The sequence below is a fragment of the Microvirga sp. KLBC 81 genome (genome assembly GCF_003075415.1).
Taxonomy (GTDB): Bacteria; Pseudomonadota; Alphaproteobacteria; order Rhizobiales; family Beijerinckiaceae; genus Microvirga.
In genome coordinates this window covers 1-15,254 of sequence record NZ_QDAH01000100.1, presented here as the reverse complement: position 1 = coordinate 15,254, position 15,254 = coordinate 1, and the positions used below count along the sequence as shown (strand labels likewise).

Annotated in this window: 20 protein-coding genes and 3 pseudogenes; 10 read left to right on the top strand and 13 right to left on the bottom strand. The window is 60.9% G+C overall.

The genetic code is table 11. The features are described from left to right. Positions 1-219 precede the first annotated feature (219 nt). The 10 genes from DC522_RS29290 to DC522_RS29250 all read right to left on the bottom strand — a co-directional run bounded on the left by DC522_RS29290 (position 220) and on the right by DC522_RS29250 (position 7,696). Positions 220-519: a ferredoxin family protein gene (locus tag DC522_RS29290; RefSeq protein ID WP_009488302.1), complete on the bottom strand. Its 300-nt coding sequence runs from the start codon at positions 517-519 to the stop codon at positions 220-222. A gap of 15 nt (positions 520-534) precedes the next feature. After that, positions 535-1,842, bottom strand: coding sequence for an FAD-dependent monooxygenase (locus tag DC522_RS29285; protein WP_047192833.1), 1,308 nt, complete (start codon positions 1,840-1,842; stop codon positions 535-537). 11 nt (positions 1,843-1,853) lie between these two features. Beyond that, on the bottom strand, positions 1,854-2,963 hold the full coding sequence (locus DC522_RS29280) for an electron transfer flavoprotein subunit alpha/FixB family protein (RefSeq protein WP_047192835.1): 1,110 nt from the start codon (positions 2,961-2,963) through the stop codon (positions 1,854-1,856). Positions 2,964-2,979: 16 nt separating this feature from the next. Continuing rightward, complete coding sequence (locus DC522_RS29275; protein ID WP_047192832.1) at positions 2,980-3,831, bottom strand: electron transfer flavoprotein subunit beta/FixA family protein; 852 nt, start codon at positions 3,829-3,831, stop codon at positions 2,980-2,982. 185 nt (positions 3,832-4,016) lie between these two features. Beyond that, positions 4,017-4,400: a nitrogenase stabilizing/protective protein NifW gene (nifW, locus tag DC522_RS29270; protein WP_047192831.1), complete on the bottom strand. Its 384-nt coding sequence runs from the start codon at positions 4,398-4,400 to the stop codon at positions 4,017-4,019. Continuing rightward, entirely contained in the window at positions 4,390-5,049 is a 660-nt protein-coding gene (locus DC522_RS29265) for a hypothetical protein (protein WP_084731856.1), read from the bottom strand. Before DC522_RS29265 ends, nifW begins: the two co-directional genes overlap by 11 nt. A gap of 108 nt (positions 5,050-5,157) precedes the next feature. Then, positions 5,158-6,351, bottom strand: coding sequence for a cysteine desulfurase NifS (nifS, locus tag DC522_RS29260; protein WP_116532032.1), 1,194 nt, complete (start codon positions 6,349-6,351; stop codon positions 5,158-5,160). Between the two features lie 11 nt (positions 6,352-6,362). Further along, a complete protein-coding gene (locus DC522_RS36490) occupies positions 6,363-6,596 on the bottom strand; it encodes a NifU family protein (RefSeq protein ID WP_245444670.1) in 234 nt (77 codons plus the stop codon). Beyond that, positions 6,593-7,351, bottom strand: coding sequence for an iron-sulfur cluster assembly scaffold protein (locus tag DC522_RS29255; RefSeq protein ID WP_245444669.1), 759 nt, complete (start codon positions 7,349-7,351; stop codon positions 6,593-6,595). The genes DC522_RS36490 and DC522_RS29255 overlap by 4 nt, the downstream gene beginning before the upstream one ends. 24 nt (positions 7,352-7,375) lie before the next feature. Further along, positions 7,376-7,696 carry an iron-sulfur cluster assembly accessory protein gene (locus tag DC522_RS29250; RefSeq protein ID WP_116532031.1) on the bottom strand — a complete coding sequence of 107 codons (321 nt, stop codon included), beginning with the start codon at positions 7,694-7,696 and terminating at the stop codon, positions 7,376-7,378. 500 nt (positions 7,697-8,196) lie between these two features. On the opposite strand from DC522_RS29250, the gene DC522_RS29245 reads away from it, so the two are divergent. The 6 genes from DC522_RS29245 (at position 8,197) to DC522_RS29220 (ending at position 9,892) form a co-directional block, all read left to right on the top strand. After that, the gene (locus DC522_RS29245) at positions 8,197-8,451 is read left to right on the top strand and encodes a hypothetical protein (RefSeq protein ID WP_052955062.1); all 255 of its coding nucleotides are present in this window, start codon (positions 8,197-8,199) and stop codon (positions 8,449-8,451) included. A gap of 163 nt (positions 8,452-8,614) precedes the next feature. Next, positions 8,615-8,869, top strand: coding sequence for a hypothetical protein (locus DC522_RS29240; protein ID WP_116532030.1), 255 nt, complete (start codon positions 8,615-8,617; stop codon positions 8,867-8,869). A gap of 52 nt (positions 8,870-8,921) precedes the next feature. Further along, positions 8,922-9,101, top strand: a complete 180-nt coding sequence (locus tag DC522_RS37015; protein WP_047192381.1) for a BrnA antitoxin family protein — start codon at positions 8,922-8,924, stop codon at positions 9,099-9,101. Continuing rightward, entirely contained in the window at positions 9,094-9,306 is a 213-nt protein-coding gene (locus DC522_RS29230) for a hypothetical protein (protein WP_116532029.1), read from the top strand. Before DC522_RS37015 ends, DC522_RS29230 begins: the two co-directional genes overlap by 8 nt. Further along, positions 9,303-9,563, top strand: coding sequence for a hypothetical protein (locus DC522_RS35525; RefSeq protein WP_047192379.1), 261 nt, complete (start codon positions 9,303-9,305; stop codon positions 9,561-9,563). Before DC522_RS29230 ends, DC522_RS35525 begins: the two co-directional genes overlap by 4 nt. A 122-nt stretch (positions 9,564-9,685) precedes the next feature. Continuing rightward, a complete protein-coding gene (locus DC522_RS29220) occupies positions 9,686-9,892 on the top strand; it encodes a hypothetical protein (protein ID WP_052955060.1) in 207 nt (68 codons plus the stop codon). A 149-nt stretch (positions 9,893-10,041) separates the two neighbouring features. Here the strand turns inward: DC522_RS29220 and DC522_RS29215 are convergent, their stop codons facing one another. Both DC522_RS29215 and DC522_RS29210 read right to left on the bottom strand, forming a co-directional pair. Next, positions 10,042-10,299, bottom strand: coding sequence for a hypothetical protein (locus tag DC522_RS29215; RefSeq protein WP_133239403.1), 258 nt, complete (start codon positions 10,297-10,299; stop codon positions 10,042-10,044). Between the two features lie 314 nt (positions 10,300-10,613). Next, positions 10,614-11,288 carry an OmpW family outer membrane protein gene (locus DC522_RS29210; protein WP_205769828.1) on the bottom strand — a complete coding sequence of 225 codons (675 nt, stop codon included), beginning with the start codon at positions 11,286-11,288 and terminating at the stop codon, positions 10,614-10,616. Between the two features lie 285 nt (positions 11,289-11,573). Between DC522_RS29210 and DC522_RS29205 the strand changes: the two are divergent. Further along, positions 11,574-11,678 (top strand): annotated as a pseudogene (locus DC522_RS29205) (IS6 family transposase); the annotation flags it as partial. Positions 11,679-11,831: 153 nt separating this feature from the next. Beyond that, positions 11,832-11,967: pseudogene (locus DC522_RS37600) on the top strand (transposase); the annotation flags it as partial. Between the two features lie 168 nt (positions 11,968-12,135). Here DC522_RS37600 and DC522_RS29195 read toward each other — a convergent pair. Then, a complete protein-coding gene (locus DC522_RS29195; RefSeq protein WP_116532027.1) occupies positions 12,136-13,296 on the bottom strand; it encodes an IS30 family transposase in 1,161 nt (386 codons plus the stop codon). Positions 13,297-13,355: 59 nt separating this feature from the next. Here DC522_RS29195 and DC522_RS29190 point away from each other — a divergent pair. Next, positions 13,356-14,243, top strand: a pseudogene (locus DC522_RS29190) (IS3 family transposase); the annotation flags it as partial. A gap of 51 nt (positions 14,244-14,294) precedes the next feature. Further along, entirely contained in the window at positions 14,295-14,861 is a 567-nt protein-coding gene (locus DC522_RS37595; protein WP_133239402.1) for a hypothetical protein, read from the top strand. Positions 14,862-15,254 lie beyond the last annotated feature (393 nt).

Here is a 15,254-nt window from a genome sequence, read left to right as displayed (position 1 = left end):
TCGACCCGATCCCGCAGCATGTGGGTCATGGACACACCTCAGGGCTTGTCCAGGGTGCTCCTCCCCAGCGCCTTTTTGTATTTTGAGTTCCGACAACATAGTATTCACGCCCCCTTTTGAATTTTAAGCGCGAGATGGTTCCTACCAATATTGATGCGGTGTTTGGCCGCAATTGCGGGTGTCTCCCAGTTCACGCTCTTAAAACGGTGCGTACGCCAGTCATCCGAACTTGAAGAGGACACCGAAGCCGCCGCGTGGATAGTTCCACTCGATCTCGCCCGACGCTTCGCAGAGCACGCGGCAGGTGCCGCATTCCATGCAGCCGTCGGCGGTGATCTCGACCTGGCCCTTGTCGTTCAGCTCGTAGCACTTGGCCGGGCAGACGCGTGTCAGTGCGATAAGATTGGGACTCGGCTTCTCGTGCGGCCGCACCTTGATGTGCGGGCCCCCGGCATCGACCAGGTAGCGGTTCAGGAAGAGCTTGTCCTCGACGCGGAGTTCGGCCACTGCAATCGTCATCTCGTCGCTCCTTATTTAGCGCCAAGCGAACGCCAGGCGGACCACGTCGCTGACCATGCCCCAGCGCGAGCGCGCCTTGATGAAGGCGGCCGTGGTCGCCTTTTCCTTCTCGATTTTCGGCGTGCCGTCGACGCGCAGGAAGTTCTGCGCGGCCTGCGATATCAACTGCGGATAGGTCATGAAGAAATTGCAGGAATTGGTGTGGAGCAGGGCCGGCATGTCCTTGTATTTCTTTAGATCTTTGACAACAAAGGAGTTGTCCAGCATGGTCTTGTAGAGGGCGAGGTTCTCCTTGGTCATAGGGTTCCTGCGGCTGTTGACATGGAAGATCGCCTCGCCGGCGATGCGGCCGGAGGTCATGGCGAGGTTGGAGCCTTCGCGGTGCACGGCATTGTTGAGCTGCGCCGCGTCGCCGACGACGAGCCAGCCGTCGCCGAAGAGCTGTGGGATTGCCTTGTAGCCGCCTTCGGGAATGAGATGGGCAGCATATTCCTTGACCTCCGAGCCGGCGATCAGCGGCCGGACCGACGGATGGCGCTTGAAGGCTTCGAGAAGCGCGTAGGGGCTCTCCATCGTGGAGGCGAAATCGGAGACCAGGCAGCCGATGCCGAGCGAAATCGACTCCCTGTTGGTGTAGAGGAAGGCCAGTCCGGTCATGCCGCGCGAGATGGTGCCGGCGGCTTCGATCACGCAGCCTTCATTGCCCTTCAGGCCGAAGCGCTCTCCGATGACCTCTTCCGGCAGGAAATGCATCTCTTTGACCGCGAGCGCTACCGTTTCCGGCTTCGGCATCTCGCGCAGGCCCGCGCGGGTGCCCAAAAGGCCGTTGACGCCTTCGGCAAGCACGACGACGTCGGCGAAGATGATGTCGCCGGCGCGGTCGGTGCGCACGCCGATCACCTTGCCGTTGGTGTCGTGGGCGAGCTCGGTCACGGTGGTCTCACAGAGCACGGTCGCGCCGGCCTCGCGCACCTTGCGCGAGAACCACTTGTCGAACTGGGCGCGGATGATGGTGTAGCGGTTGGGCTTGGCCTCGTTGAAGTCGTCCGACCGGTAGTGCATGCCGGTGTGGGAGGTATTATCCATCATCCAGAAGCGCTGCTCGACGGGGTGGCGCTCTAGCGGGGCGTCCTCGCGAAAGTCCGGGATGATCTTCTCCAGCATATCAGCATACATGATGGCGCCCTGGACGTTCTTAGAGCCCGGATATTCGCCGCGCTCCAGCTGCAGCACCTTCATGCCGCGGCTCGCCATGGTGTAGGCGGCCGCATTGCCGGACATGCCGGCCCCGATGACGATTGCGTCGAATTTTTCCGCGGTCATGGCCGTCTCCGTCAGCTGGCGAGCTTGTCGCGGTTGTGCGGCGAGAGCCGCCGCGTGAAGGCTTCCGTCAGCGCCGGCAGGAAGCGGATCGCATCGATGACAATGCCGAGGTGGGCGAAATCGAAAATCGGGGCGTTCGGGTCGGTGTTGATGGCCACGATCAGATCGGCTCCCTCGACGCCAACCCGATGCTGGATAGCGCCGGAAATCCCGACCGCTATGTAAAGCTTCGGCCGAATGGTCTTGCCAGTTTGGCCGATCTGCCGATCAGCCGGCATCCAGCCCTTCTGGACCAGCGGGCGCGAACAGCCATATTCGGCGCCGATTGCCCGCGCGAGATTCTTCACAAGCTGCAGGTTCTCCACCGCGCCGAGGCCGAGGCCGCCAGCCACGACGACGTTGGCATAGGCGAGATTGGCCTTGGCCGACTGGTTGTCGGGCAGGAATCCGAGGATCTTGGTGACGACGTCTTCCTCGGCCATGGCCAGCTTGTGCTGGATGACCCGGCCCACCGGCTTGTCCACCCGCTGCGGCATGGCCATGACCCTCGGTCGCACTGTGGCCATCTGCGGCCGGTAGTTGAGCGTGTAGATCGTGCAGAGCAGTGAGCCGCCGAAGGTCGGCCGCGTCGCGGCTAGCGAGCCGTCGGCGTCGACGTCGAGTGCGGTGCAGTCGGCGGTGAGCCCTGTCAGCAAGGTCGTCGCCACGGAGCCGGCAAGATCCCTGCCAAGCGTGGTCGCCCCCAGAAGCAGGATCTCGGGCTTGTAGGTGTTGAGCAGGTCGGTCATCGCCCTGGTGAAGGGCTCGTTGCGGTAATGGGCGAGCAGCGGGTCCTCTATGACATAGGCGAGGTCGGCGCCATAGGCGAAGGCCTCGGCGACCGCATGCCACGTCGCCTCGCCGGGCGGGCCGAGCACGACGGCAGCGAGCTCTACCCCGAGCTTGTCGGCGAGCTTGCGGCCTTCGCCGAGTAGTTCGAAGGAGACGGGATGGACTTGGCCGCGCTCCAGCTCGATGAAGACCCAGACGTGCCGGTAGTCCTTGAACTGCTCGGGCAGCTCCTTCTTCATGCCGGCACGGCCGGCGGTGGGAGAAGGGGTTTCTCGGTTCGCGGTCGACATCGTCTGCTCCTTGCCGTCACGCGCCGCCATCGACGGCGAGTTCCTGTTCCAGCGCCGGCTGGCGGGTGAAGATTGCGGCAATCAGATCGTCAGCGAGATCGCGCAGCGACTTATCGGTGGTGTCGATTTGCGCCGCCTTTTCCGCCCGACTGGTTGGGGCGAAAACACGCTTGACGACCGTCGGCGAGCCGCGCAGGCCGCATTTGGTGAGGTCCTCAATGCCGGCATCGGCCGCACTCCACTTCACGATCTGGCTGCGCGCGGCGCGCAGGGCGTCGTCGAGCGAGCCGCGGCGGATCTCGTTGGTGCCTTCCAGCATAGTGATGAGGCAAGGGAGCCTGCTCTTCAGCATCTGCATGCCGCCTTCCGAGCGGCGCTCGACCGTGATCTCGTGCGCATCGAGATCAATGGAGGCGATCTTCGCGACATAGGTGAGCTGCAGGAGGTCGAGGCGCTTGGCGATGCCGGGCCCGACCTGGGCGGTGTCGCCGTCGATCGTCTGCTTGCCGGTGAAGACGATATCCGGCATGCCGAAGGTCTCACCGACCTTCGCGATCGCCTGAGAGAGAGCGAAGGAGGTGGCCAGCGTGTCGGAGCCGGCAAAATAGCGGTCGGTCAAGAGCACCGCGCGGTCGGCGCCGTAAGTGAGCGCCTTGCGCAGCGCGTCCTCTGCCATGGGCGGGCCCATCGTAAGCACGGTGACCTCGCCGCCATGGGCGTCGCGCAATCTGAGTGCTTCTTCAAGGGCGAACAGGTCGTAAGGGTTGATGATGGTCGGCACGCCCTGGCGCATGATCGTGTTCGTCACCGGATGGACGCGGATCTGCGCGGAGTCCGGCACCTGCTTGATACAGACTACGATGTGCATGGCGGTCTCTCTAGGCTCCTTTCCGGATGCTGGCTTGGTGGTTCATCGCCTTCCCAGCATCATTCGTGCCAACCGCTTTGCGTTTCCCTATGCCTTTGAAATGCGGTTGTTTCCTTCTGAAGGCGCCACCGTGGTGACCGGATTTGTCGGCTTCTCGACATTGTCGCGTCGCAACCGTGTCGCGCTCATTCCTGTCCGAACAGCGTCAGGACGGAGTCGAACGGGACGAACGTGCGGCCGGGCGTGGCGGGTTTGTCCGGATCGTGGTCTCTAAGCACCTTGAAGACCCGGTGAGTGAGAGGTGAGGACGTCGCAAAGTCCTCGTAGGCACGTTCGAGCATGATGCGCACCCGCGCGGCGATTACCCGGTCGGAGAGATCGGAGAAATCCACTTCAGCGAGGTATTGCCCCATGCGCCTCATGATATGGAGCCGTGAGACATTGAGCACCTTCGGATCATAGGAGACGCCAAGGACTGCGAAGAACTCCTCCGCAGCTGACAGGCCCTTTAGCCGCGCGAGGAAGTCAGTGACCTCGATGGGACGGCTGTTGGCGAAATCACTGCTCATTGCATTCTCCCTCTCGGAAACGGTGGTCTCGGGTGCGTTCGCCGCAAGCTGACGCTGCACCGTGAAATTCGAGGTCGACGGGAGACTGGTCCGCGACCTGGGCCGCAAATACGACGGTCGAAAAGGGGTCGAGAACACCGACCAGGCCGGAAAGCCTGACACGGCTTGCGCCGGCGCGCGCGGCCGTCTCGATCACACGGGCGAGATGATCCCGGGCGGCCCGCGAGGCATTCTCGCAGCCTACCGTGACGAAGAAGCCGCAGGCGGCGGCGCGCCCGACCACGTGCTCGATGACGTGAAGCGCTCCCGCCCGATCAAGGCCGAGCTTGGCGGTGAGTTGGATGTCCGATGCAGGCAGCGACAGATTGACGGCGGCGATACCGCTCTCGATTGCTGCGTTGAGATCCTCCGACCTCATTTGGCACCAGGCCTTGGTTGCGTAAAAGCGCTGACGTGTCACTCGTTGAAGCAATTTTGTGTCGTCCAGGACTGGATCAGCCGGATATTTCTCGGTGCAGACGCATGAAATTGTACAAATTGTGCACCAAGATCGGGCCAGTTTGAGTTTTGATACAGCCAGGGCCGTGAGCCGAACCGGGAGACGCAGCGCGCCCGCGGCGCGAATTGCTTTGACCTCGTCGGCGCCCATGGCCGTCGTGAAGGCACACCGGGTGCCTGCGCGTCGTCGCGCAGGGTCGTATCGTTGAGAAAGACCGGACATTTCATGAGCGGCTGTCGGCTCTTCTGCCCCTCAGGCCTAGACCGGATCGAAGTTCTTCGGCACTTCGCCCCCGGCCCCGAACGGGGAAAGAGCACGCAGCTTCTCCACGATTCCGGGCATGACCTCGAGCACCCGGTCGACATCCTCCTTGCCGTTGTCGCGCGAGAAAGAGAAGCGGATCGCCCCGCGTGCCGCGGTATAGGGGATGTTCATCGCCCTCAGGACATGGCTCGGCTCCAGCGAGCCGGAGGAGCAGGCGGAGCCGGAGGAGCAGGCAATGCCCTCGCGATTGAGGAGAAGCAGCATGCCCTCGCCTTCGATATATGCGAAGGTGATGTTTGCGGTGTTCGGCAACCGCTCCAGCGTATCGCCGGTAACGAAGACGTTTGGGATGCGCTGGAGAAGTCCTTTTTCCAGACGGTCACGGAGCGCCTTTACCCGTGTGTTCTCGTCGTCCATGAAGTTCAAGGCGAGTTCGGCCGCCTTGCCGAACCCGACAATGCCGGGCGTATTCTCTGTGCCCGCCCGCCGGTCGCGCTCCTGGTGCCCCCCCTTGATCAGTGAGCGGAAGCGCACGCCACGCCTAACATAAAGTGCGCCGATCCCTTTCGGGCCGTGCAGCTTGTGGCCGGAGAGCGACAGCATGTCGATTGCGGTCGACTTCAGGTCCATCGGGAGCTTGCCGGCGGCTTGCACTGCGTCGGTATGGAAAAGGGCGCCGACTTCCTTGGCTAACTCAGCAAGCTCGACCACGGGGAAGATCGTACCGGTCTCGTTGTTCGCCCACATGATCGAGACGATTGCCACGTGCGGCGTGAGGGCGGCCCTGTAGGCGTCGAGGTCGAGCCGGCCCTGGCGATCCACTGGGATCCTGTGCACCTTGACGCCGCGCGTCTTCTCAAGATGCGCGCAGAGCGTTAGCACGGCCGGATGCTCGACCGCGGACGTCACGATCTCTGTTCGGTGAGGCATCACCTCGAGCGCCGAAAGGATCGCCGCATTGTCGCTTTCCGTCCCGCCCGAGGTGAAGACGATCTCATGGTCGTACTCCGCGCCGGTCAGTACTTGCACCTGCCGACGCGCCTCCTTCACCGCCGTACCGACGGAGGCACCAAAACCGTGCATCGACGAAGGATTGCCGAAGTGATCCGTAAAGAACGGCAGCATCGCTTGAACGACTTCAGGATCGACTCGTGTCGTCGCGTTATTGTCGAGATAGATAGGCCTCATGGGTGCGATCCTCAGCTAACCGGAAGGACGCGAAGCGCGAGCCCGGTCGCCTCATTGAGCTTCTGGCGCATGCAGTTGATGGTGACCGAGGCGGGCTGGCAGCCGGTGCAGGCGCCCGACAGTTTGACGTAGACCTGGTCGCCATCGACATTTACAAGTTCGCAATCCCCGCCGTCAGCCCGCAGGTAAGAACGCATGTCCTCGACAGCGTTTTCGATCAGTCGAATTCGCTGCAGCGTCGTCATTTGACGGCTGGCGGCTTTGGGTCCCGCTGAGAGCTGAACTGTTTCGGGTGGCGATGTTCTCCGCATCCCACCGGACGCGATCGCCGGTTCCGGAATCGACTTCGACCTTGCCTTGTTCTTGAGGGCGCGGAGATCCGTTGCGCCGGCCCTATAGGCCTGGTCTGCCGTAATGAGGCCTTCGGCGACCATCGCTGCATGGACCCGGACAAGCACTTCCTCAATGGCTTCGAAGCATGTGAGGTAGCCGCCGCCAGCCATTGTGTAGCGCGTAACCTGCTCGATGGTGTGTACTTGTTAATACGGACGGCCCGCTCGATCACCCCTTCGTTGATACCGAAGCATTTGCAAACGAGGGCACCGTCCTCGTGATCGTCGCCCCATTCCTCGCCGCGGTAGTTGGCGATTGCAGCCTGCAGTGCCTCATAACGTATCACCGAGTAATTCATCCTCTCCGGCGGCAGGCCACCGAGAAAGTCCGCTATGTCCTGATTAGTGATCCGGTGGGTTTCATCGAAGGTTTTGCCGATGATGAGTTCGGTAAGCGCCGACGAGGAGGCGATCGCGGAGCCGCAGCCACAGGTCTGGAATGTCGCGGCAGTGATCGTCTCCGTCACCGGATCGCCGCTGATCATCAATTTAAGCGCATCGCCGCAAGAGATGGCGCCGACCTCACCGACGGTATTGGCCGTTTCCAGAACGCCGGCATTCTTCGGGTTGAAGAAGTATTCCTTGACCTTGTCGCTATAGCCCCACATGGCCCTTCTCCCTGTCTCAGGCGATCAGCCGAAGGACTTGCCGCAGGCGCACTTCTCGCGCGCGTTGGGATTGTCGAAGACAAAGCCGGAGGATTCAAACCCCGTGACGAAGTCGACGGTCATGCCGGCGACATGGGGTTGGGATCCTACGTCGACGAACACCTTGACCCCGTCGGTCTCGACGACCGTATCGCCCTCGCGCGAGATGCTTTCCAGGCCCATCAGGTATTGGAAGCCGGCGCAGCCGCCGGCCTGGACCATGATGCGCACGCCGTCCGCCGGCTCAGCGGCTCTGGAAAGCGCGGCCTTCACCGCGGCGACGGCGTTTTCGGTGAGCGTGATCATGGGACGATTTCTCCTCACTCCGTGACGCAGGTGCGGAGAACCATGCATGTCCCGTGCCAAAGGGGAAACTCATTTCAAAACAATATAATGGCCTAATGCTGCGATGCCGCCTGTCCGACAATGTCGACTATCGGACTATGCGGAACGCGGTTGGATGACGGGTGAACTGCCTGCTCCCGCGGAGCAATCCTATCTGCCACCCCTGGGAAAACCTTAGGCAACCGACACCAACTGTCGGGTTTGTCGAGTCCGCGACACAGTGGTGTGCGGCCCGGACTCCTGCCGCATTCTCAAGCCATTGACCAGTGTGCAGAAAATTATTTCTGAGGCTCTTTCTGCGCAGTTGGCACGACTTTTGAAGATCCCCCCGTCGGGAGCCGGAAGGGATTGCCCACAAAGCTCTGCGGGGCAGCAGGTCCGGATTGCGGAGCGATCCTGATAACGGCTAAGTCTTGCCATCTTAAACACCTGATGACTTCTGAAATTGCAGGGAGATCGAAATGCTTCATAAAGCGGACGGAACTGAGGTATGGCCGCGGATCTCGACAAAGTCGCCGTATCTGTCGCTTGCCGGTGTCATTGAATCCTCGGAAGACGATACCGCAATTCGGCAAGGCTGCGTCGGGCCTATGAACGGCTTCCCCGGGATCGCTTCCGACGATGCAGTTCTGGCGCTGAGAATCGCGGATGGCAGCGGCTTGGTCTTCTGCGCCCGCCCCGGCAAGAACCGCGCCTTGCTGCTGCCAGAAAATTGATCATGGCTTGGAGAAGCGAAGACCCTGTGCTGTTCTCGAAAATCTCGTCGAAGTGATCGGGAACAGCTTGGATGGAATCGGCCGACATGCGGGTGCTAGGACTGGTTGCTGGATATCCATCTTGGCATGCCAATCCGGGAAGAACTGCCGAAATACGCAGGCTATGTTTCCACCGCAACATCATGCCGATCGTGACGCAGCCCTAGCCGACAGCATCGATCTGTCCTGGCTGTGGGAATATGGCGAGCATCTGATCGATTCCGATCCGTACTGCCTCAATCTGGGCAGTCCGGCCCGACGCCGCGAAATCCTCGGCCGGTACCGTGTACGGCCCGAACTCTTTGCAGAGGCCAATACGATGGCCAACGCCATTCTCGGTCGTTTCAAGAAATCCATTGGCATTGCTTTGAGCCAGTAGACAGTAGCTCCACCTCCGACACCGCATTGACGCTTAGATAGAGAGAACATCGATGATCAGACGTCAGGCAGAACATTTGGTCCTTACTTCCACGCGACCCGAGCACGAAAAGGAATCATGCAAATTGCATATCGACCTGGATGTGCTCGCGTACTTTCCAGAGGACGGCCTAGGCTGGCAGGAGCGCATCAGCGCAGCCCTGCGCAGAGCCGCCGGCAAGTCCAATGGCTAGAGTCCGTGCCGCCGCAGAAGCTGAGGTGCTGGAGCACCGCGGCTATCAGATCCGCCTCAGCCCAACTGGCCTGGAATGGATGGCCGTCGTGGCCCGGCCGAAGCAGCGCCCGGCCTTGATCATGGCTCTTGATCGCGATGCTGCCATCGCCAAGGCCTACGAGTGGATTGATCGACAGCTCGCATCTGACAAGCCATCAGCATGACCTACAGCCTGTTCCAGCTAGCGCCCGGCGCCTATGACCTCCTCCTGAATGGAGAGGTTGTGGGGAGCGTGGTGCGCAGCAACTCATACCGGCCCTACACTTGGACAGCGGAACTGCTTGAGGATTTAGCTCCCGCTCGGAGGCCTGCACCCTTCACTGAGATCGAACACATCTTCGCCACGTTGGAGGAACTTTGTGATTGGCTCGGTAATGTACAGATGGAAACCGACGGGACGCTGATCCGCATTCGCAGATAGCTCAGTAGTGGATCCGCATCTTAGCTTGAATTTGGCCATTTCTGACAGGAGATTTGCGAGCGCGGGGGCGGCGAAGCGAACGATGCCGTAGGCTGGCGGAGTTTCACCTAGGAGACACCGCCATGCCGGACCTGCCCGCCCGCTTCGCCGCGATCATCTTAGCCTTTGCCCCGCTCTTTTGCCTCCGAACCTGGCGCCATGCCGAGGTGCTACGCGTCGGGGCCATCCTGGCGCCCGGCAAACACACCGTGACCAGCCTCCTGCGCATTTCCGGCCACAGACGCGAGCCTCACTTCATCAATTATCACCGCGTTCTCAATCGCGCATGATGGAACGGCGGCCGCGCCGCTCACCTGCTCCTTGGATTGCTGATTGACACCTTTGTCCCAACTGGTCCGGTGATCCGCATTTACCAAGCTCACGATGGCTCCCACTCCAGAATGAGGAGCTCGCCAGCAGCATCAAAAGCGGAGCAAGATCAGTCCTCACCGTCGCCGAGTACGAGCGATGCCGCGACCTGGAGCAGCGCGTGGAGGCGCGGGCTGATCAGGAGGATCTCCTGCGCGACGATGCGCAGCGCCAGCATCAACTGGCCGGTATCGCATCCTCCCTTGAGGTCCTTCGCGAGCGGCTGCAGCACGGGCTGGCGAAGGCCACCTTTGAGCAGCGCCGGCAGCTTGTGCTGTTGCTCGTTCTCCGTGCCGTTGTCACGAACGACGAGCTCGAAATCCACCATGTGCTGCCCATCAGCCTTGCGAGCGAGCACGTCTGCTTTTGCCAACTGGGTAAAGACTACTTCAACCACCGGCCTGCGTGGCAGCGGCTGAAAGCTCTATTGCTCGGACAGCCTGCGCACGATCTTGATCACGAAGTCCCGATAGGCCGCCTGGTCCATCAATCTCCCGCGATCGTAGCGGAAAAGAACAGATCTTTCGTAAGGATTGCAACATGATCGCGATCAAGCTGCAGCCACAGAGGTGTGCCCCACAGAGCGAAAGAGACTGCGATTTCGAAGTCTCTCCCGTAGATTCGAGCTTAAAGTCAGCCTGCTCAAAACCGATAAGTCACGCCGGCGCTGATCAGCCACGGATCGATCTTGACCTTGCCATTGATCGCGCCGTCATTAACACTCACATCAGGCTCAAGGAAGATCTTCTTGACGTCCAAGTTGATGCCCCAATGCTTGTCGATCATGATGTCGACGCCGGCCTGTAGGGCGAAGCCGATCGTGTTCGCGAGATTGAATTTTTCAAAGCTGCCCTTTGCCTTCTCGTCGAAGAAAAAGGTGTAGTTAATGCCCGCGCCGACGTAAGGCTTGACCATGCCGAGATCAGTGAAGTGGTATTGCAGCATGAGGGTCGGCGGAAGCAGCCACACATCGCCGATCTGGACATTGTCAAGGCTGCCAGCCCCCTTCACCCGATGAGGCGTCACGCCAAAGATGAGTTCGGTCGCCAAATTGAGCGTGAAGAAGTATGAGATGTCCAGTTCGGGCACGACCGAGGTCGAGACGTCGACATCGCCGCCTACGTTCAAACCGGCATTGGGTTGCGGATGAACGACGAGGGCACGTCCACGGATCATCCAGGGGCGGAAGGTTTCGATAGCGACAACTGGAGCGGCGGGTGCCTTGTTACGGCCGAGCAAATCAGAAGCCTGGGCAATAGATGTGGCGCCGGCGAGCATCGTTCCGGACAAAGCGGCGACGAGGAGAAGGCGAGACATGATCGTTTTGACTCCGTTTCTCACACGCGCCCGACACGGCCACGTGTGCTTGACTAACCTCACATACGCTCCCGCTTCCGCCTCATCTTTGATCGGGATCAATTGCAGCCAAGCTGGCAACGAAATCGACATCGAAAACGGCAATGCAGTGGCCAAGCTGCAACAGCGAGGAGCAGGCCGTGCGGTTCTGTCGCAAACAACTTGTTTTAGATTTTCGCTACCGTGCTTGAGATCTCAAGGGTGGAGTAACAGATGTTCAAGGGCCAACCTTTTGATTGATCGGTTATTCTTCTGTGCGTTCGGTGATATCTGGCTTACAGCCTCGGTCTCTGTGACTTGGAGGAGATGATGACCGAGCGCGGCATCACCGTTGACCACGGGACAGTGCACGACCTGTGAGAAGATCCCTTTGGTAGACCAGCTCGCATCTCTTCGCACGAGCTGCCCTCTCACGATCCGCGAAATCCGCAGGTTATTGATCTGATCTTCCGTCGCGTTGGTGGGCGCCTTTGCTAAGCTCCTGCGGGAGCGGGAAGATGTTTAATGACGAAGACGAGACGGGAATTTACACCCGAGGTCAAACGAGAGGCCATCGCCCTGCTGGAGAGTAGCGGCCGACCCTTGATGCTGATCATCACGGATCTGGGGATTTCACCCTCGATGCTGCGCAACTGGCGGAGCGTCGTGCATGGCCGCATCCCGCGGTCGAGAGCTGGCTCGAAGGTTGCGCCGACCAGTTCTGCTGCAATGGCATCTCCGGCTGATCAGCGGCCGAGATTGCGCGGCTGCGGCGTGAGCTCGATCGCACGCCCATGGAGCGCGATGTTTTAAGAAAGCGATGGTGGGTTCAAGTGATGAGCGCAACAGCTTTGGCTAGCGTAGCTCCTGGCGTTTGAAAGCCAAGGGTTTTTCTTGGCCGAGTATTGAGCCTAAGCGCGATCGCATCCAAGTCGCTCTGGCTATGCACGGACAGGTCTGAGCCCTTCGGGAAGTACTGCCGCAGCAAGCCATTGGTGTTCTCGTTGCTTCCCCGCTGCCACGGGCTCTGGGGATCGCAGAAGTAGACGTCAACGTCAGTCGCGACGCTGAGGTGCTTGTGATAAGCAAGCTCCATCCCGCGAGCCCAGGTCAGCGAGGCCATCAATCCCTGAGGCAGACGTTGAACCTGCCGCACGAGAGCCTTCACCACGCTCTCGCTATCTTTGCCGTCAACTCGAACGAGCATCACGAACCGGGATTGTCGCTCGACCAAGGTGGCAATGTGGGTGTTCTTGCCGCCTGAGAGCAGGTCGCCTTCCCAGTGACCAGGCACGGCCCGATCCTCGACTTCAGCCGGACACTCCCGGATCGAGATGGCGTCGATGATCTGTCGCCCCGGTCGGCCGATGGTACTGGACGTCTTGGAGCGTCGCATGATCCGCCGGCTGCGCAGATGGCGGGTCAGCTCCTTCTTCAGGACACCGCGGGCCTGGATGAACAAGCTCTTATAGATCGTCTCGTGGGACACCCGCATGGTTCTGTCGTCGTGATATTCGGTCTTGAGCCGACCTGCGATCTGCTCAGGGGACCACTCGTTCTGCAGCTTATCGGCTATCAGTAGCTGAAGCGATGGGTGAACGGAGAGCAGGCAAGGCTTTGGTCGCAAGCCTTGTTGCCAGGCGCGCTCGTCGGCGGTGGTGGCACGATACTTTCTTCTGCCCCCGTTCCGACTGACTTCCCGGCTGATGGTCGAAGGAGATCGACCGAGTTGAGCCGCAATCTGATGACACGACCACCCGGCCATGAGGCCGCGCGAGATTTCCTCCCGCTCCTCTGGCCTCAATGACAGTCTCGACCGCTTCCTCAGGGGCGGAGCGATGCCTCCCTTGGCCAGTACGATGCCGAAGACCGATCCGGCATGTTTGCCGAGCGCGCGGCCGATATCACTGAGCGACCAGCTCTCCTTCCACCGGGTCCAGAGTTCCCGCTTCAGCTCTGCCGATAAGCCCGGACGACCCATACGCGCCATGGATAGTTCTCCCGAAGCACAACGAAATCAATCATGATGCGCTGACCGGTTGAACCCACCATCGGCATCTTCGCGGAGATGCCCAAATGAGGTTTGGCTTCATCGAGCAGCATGCCCGCACCTTTCCGGTGCGGCTCATGTGCCGCGTGCTCAAGGTCTCGCCCAGCGGCTACTATGCTTGGCGCTCCCGGCCGGAGAGCAAAAGAGCTCTCGCCAATCGGCGTTTGCTGCAGGATATTCAGCGTCTCCATGGGCACCATCACGGCCGTTATGGCAGCCCGAGGACACATGCGGCGCTCAGAGCAGAAGGCCATTGGGTCAGCCGCGGTCGGGTCGAACGGCTGATGCGCCGGCATGGCATTCGCGCCCTGGCCCGGCGCCGCTTCCGGCCGACCGCCGCAGACAGTCGTCACTCCTTGCCGATCGCGCCCAACCTGCTGCAGCAGAAGTTCACGGCCTCTATGCCAAACCGGGTGTGGCTGGCTGATATCACCAACATCCCCACCGATGAGGGCTGGCTCTATCTGGCCGTGGTGCTGGATTTGGCGACCCGGAAGGTGGTGGGCTGGGCGATGCGTGATCACCTGCGCACCGAGCTGACACTCGCGGCTCTGATCATGGCGGCCCAGCGGCAGCGACTAGGTTCTGATCTTATTCATCACAGCGTCCGCGGCAGCCAATACGCGGCTGAAGCATATGCCCGACAGTTGGCTGTGATGAGCGCTAAGACATTCATGAGCCGGACGGGCTGCTGTTACGACAACGCCCCAATGGAGCCGTTCTTCCATTCCTTGAAGGTAGAGTTGGTTCATCAGCGGCGCTGGGCGATCCGCGAGGAGGCAAGGCGGGATCTGTTTGGCTATATCGAGGGCTATTACAATTGGCAGCGCATCCACTCAACGCTCTGGTATCTCACACCCGAACAAGCTGAGAGGAAAGCGAGCTAACCCAGTGTCCACGCAGTCGGGGGATGATCAGGTCTATCAGCCGATGTGCAGTTGGTTGCGTCCACCACCACACGCGGATGGCCGCGGAAGACACTGATCCCCAATGCCGATTCGATCTCGGCCGAGACCGTGCTGGCCAAGATGTCATGGCGCCGGATCGCGTGGCAGCGCCGCACCAAGGGAGCGCTGCAGGCGAGATTTGCCGCCGTGCGGGTGCGGGTCGCCGATGGATCGGCGGTTCAGTTGCGCGGGCATGTCGCCCAGCATCTGTCTGGCGACGAGGTCTGGTTGGTGAGTGAACACCGCTCGTCGGATGGGCGCCGGTACTATCTCTGCAGTCTGCCGCCCACCGCCTCACTGAAGTGGCTGGCCTCGCTCATTAAGGCGCGCTGCGTCTGCGATCAGGCGCACCAGCAACTCAAGAAAGAACTCGGGCGCGATCACTTCGAGGGCCGGTCCTGGCACGGCCTGCACCGGTACGCGCTCATGACGCTGATCGCCTATCAATTGCTGCAGCATCTGCGCTTGCACGCCGCCTCGCAGAAAAAAGAAAAACCGCCGGACCACCGCCGCAGTAAACACTGCCGGCGATTGGGCATATGCTGCTTGATCATCTAGCGCGCGCTATGCCGCTGCGATGTCCAACTTGTCGGGCACGTCACTCTGGGCTCAATAATGGGGGTGCCGAAGTAGTGCTTCTGTAATGGGCCGTTGGGTGTCAATCCCCTGAGTGACTGTCCTGTCGCCGAAGTCTTGCTTCTGTTCGGGGTCGGCGCGCGGCCGCCCCACCATGCCATCAGAGAGGATGCGGTCAGCCCATCTAAGACGCGTGTTCCGCCTTGCGAGGCGTTCACGGCACTACTTACGGCTTGACCGCCTCCATCGTCCCGGCGACGGGACCTCAGGAGAACAGGGGTGAACTCGCCCTGTTCCGAACGCTTGCTCCTCCTATGCGGCAGCCTCCTCCCGACCCCAGCGGAAGGTGGTGCCATCGATCCACATGCGATGCAG

Excerpts from the sequence above, each read along its gene's own strand:
- nifS (WP_116532032.1), bottom strand. The coding sequence starts at position 6,351 with ATGAGGCCTATCTATCTCGACAATAACGCGACGACACGAGTCGATCCT.
- DC522_RS35525 (WP_047192379.1), top strand. The coding sequence starts at position 9,303 with ATGACCTACAGCCTGTTCCAGCTAGCGCCCGGCGCCTATGACCTCCTC.
- DC522_RS36490 (WP_245444670.1), bottom strand. The coding sequence starts at position 6,596 with ATGACGACGCTGCAGCGAATTCGACTGATCGAAAACGCTGTCGAGGAC.
- DC522_RS29255 (WP_245444669.1), bottom strand. The coding sequence starts at position 7,351 with ATGTGGGGCTATAGCGACAAGGTCAAGGAATACTTCTTCAACCCGAAG.
- DC522_RS29240 (WP_116532030.1), top strand. The coding sequence starts at position 8,615 with ATGTTTCCACCGCAACATCATGCCGATCGTGACGCAGCCCTAGCCGAC.
- DC522_RS29210 (WP_205769828.1), bottom strand. The coding sequence starts at position 11,288 with ATGTCTCGCCTTCTCCTCGTCGCCGCTTTGTCCGGAACGATGCTCGCC.
- DC522_RS37015 (WP_047192381.1), top strand. The coding sequence starts at position 8,922 with ATGATCAGACGTCAGGCAGAACATTTGGTCCTTACTTCCACGCGACCC.
- DC522_RS29290 (WP_009488302.1), bottom strand. The coding sequence starts at position 519 with ATGACGATTGCAGTGGCCGAACTCCGCGTCGAGGACAAGCTCTTCCTG.
- DC522_RS29285 (WP_047192833.1), bottom strand. The coding sequence starts at position 1,842 with ATGACCGCGGAAAAATTCGACGCAATCGTCATCGGGGCCGGCATGTCC.
- DC522_RS29265 (WP_084731856.1), bottom strand. The coding sequence starts at position 5,049 with ATGGGCGCCGACGAGGTCAAAGCAATTCGCGCCGCGGGCGCGCTGCGT.
- DC522_RS29250 (WP_116532031.1), bottom strand. The coding sequence starts at position 7,696 with ATGATCACGCTCACCGAAAACGCCGTCGCCGCGGTGAAGGCCGCGCTT.
- DC522_RS29220 (WP_052955060.1), top strand. The coding sequence starts at position 9,686 with ATGCCGGACCTGCCCGCCCGCTTCGCCGCGATCATCTTAGCCTTTGCC.
- nifW (WP_047192831.1), bottom strand. The coding sequence starts at position 4,400 with ATGAGCAGTGATTTCGCCAACAGCCGTCCCATCGAGGTCACTGACTTC.
- DC522_RS29245 (WP_052955062.1), top strand. The coding sequence starts at position 8,197 with ATGCTTCATAAAGCGGACGGAACTGAGGTATGGCCGCGGATCTCGACA.
- DC522_RS29280 (WP_047192835.1), bottom strand. The coding sequence starts at position 2,963 with ATGTCGACCGCGAACCGAGAAACCCCTTCTCCCACCGCCGGCCGTGCC.
- DC522_RS29195 (WP_116532027.1), bottom strand. The coding sequence starts at position 13,296 with ATGGCGCGTATGGGTCGTCCGGGCTTATCGGCAGAGCTGAAGCGGGAA.
- DC522_RS29215 (WP_133239403.1), bottom strand. The coding sequence starts at position 10,299 with ATGGTGGATTTCGAGCTCGTCGTTCGTGACAACGGCACGGAGAACGAG.
- DC522_RS29230 (WP_116532029.1), top strand. The coding sequence starts at position 9,094 with ATGGCTAGAGTCCGTGCCGCCGCAGAAGCTGAGGTGCTGGAGCACCGC.
- DC522_RS29275 (WP_047192832.1), bottom strand. The coding sequence starts at position 3,831 with ATGCACATCGTAGTCTGTATCAAGCAGGTGCCGGACTCCGCGCAGATC.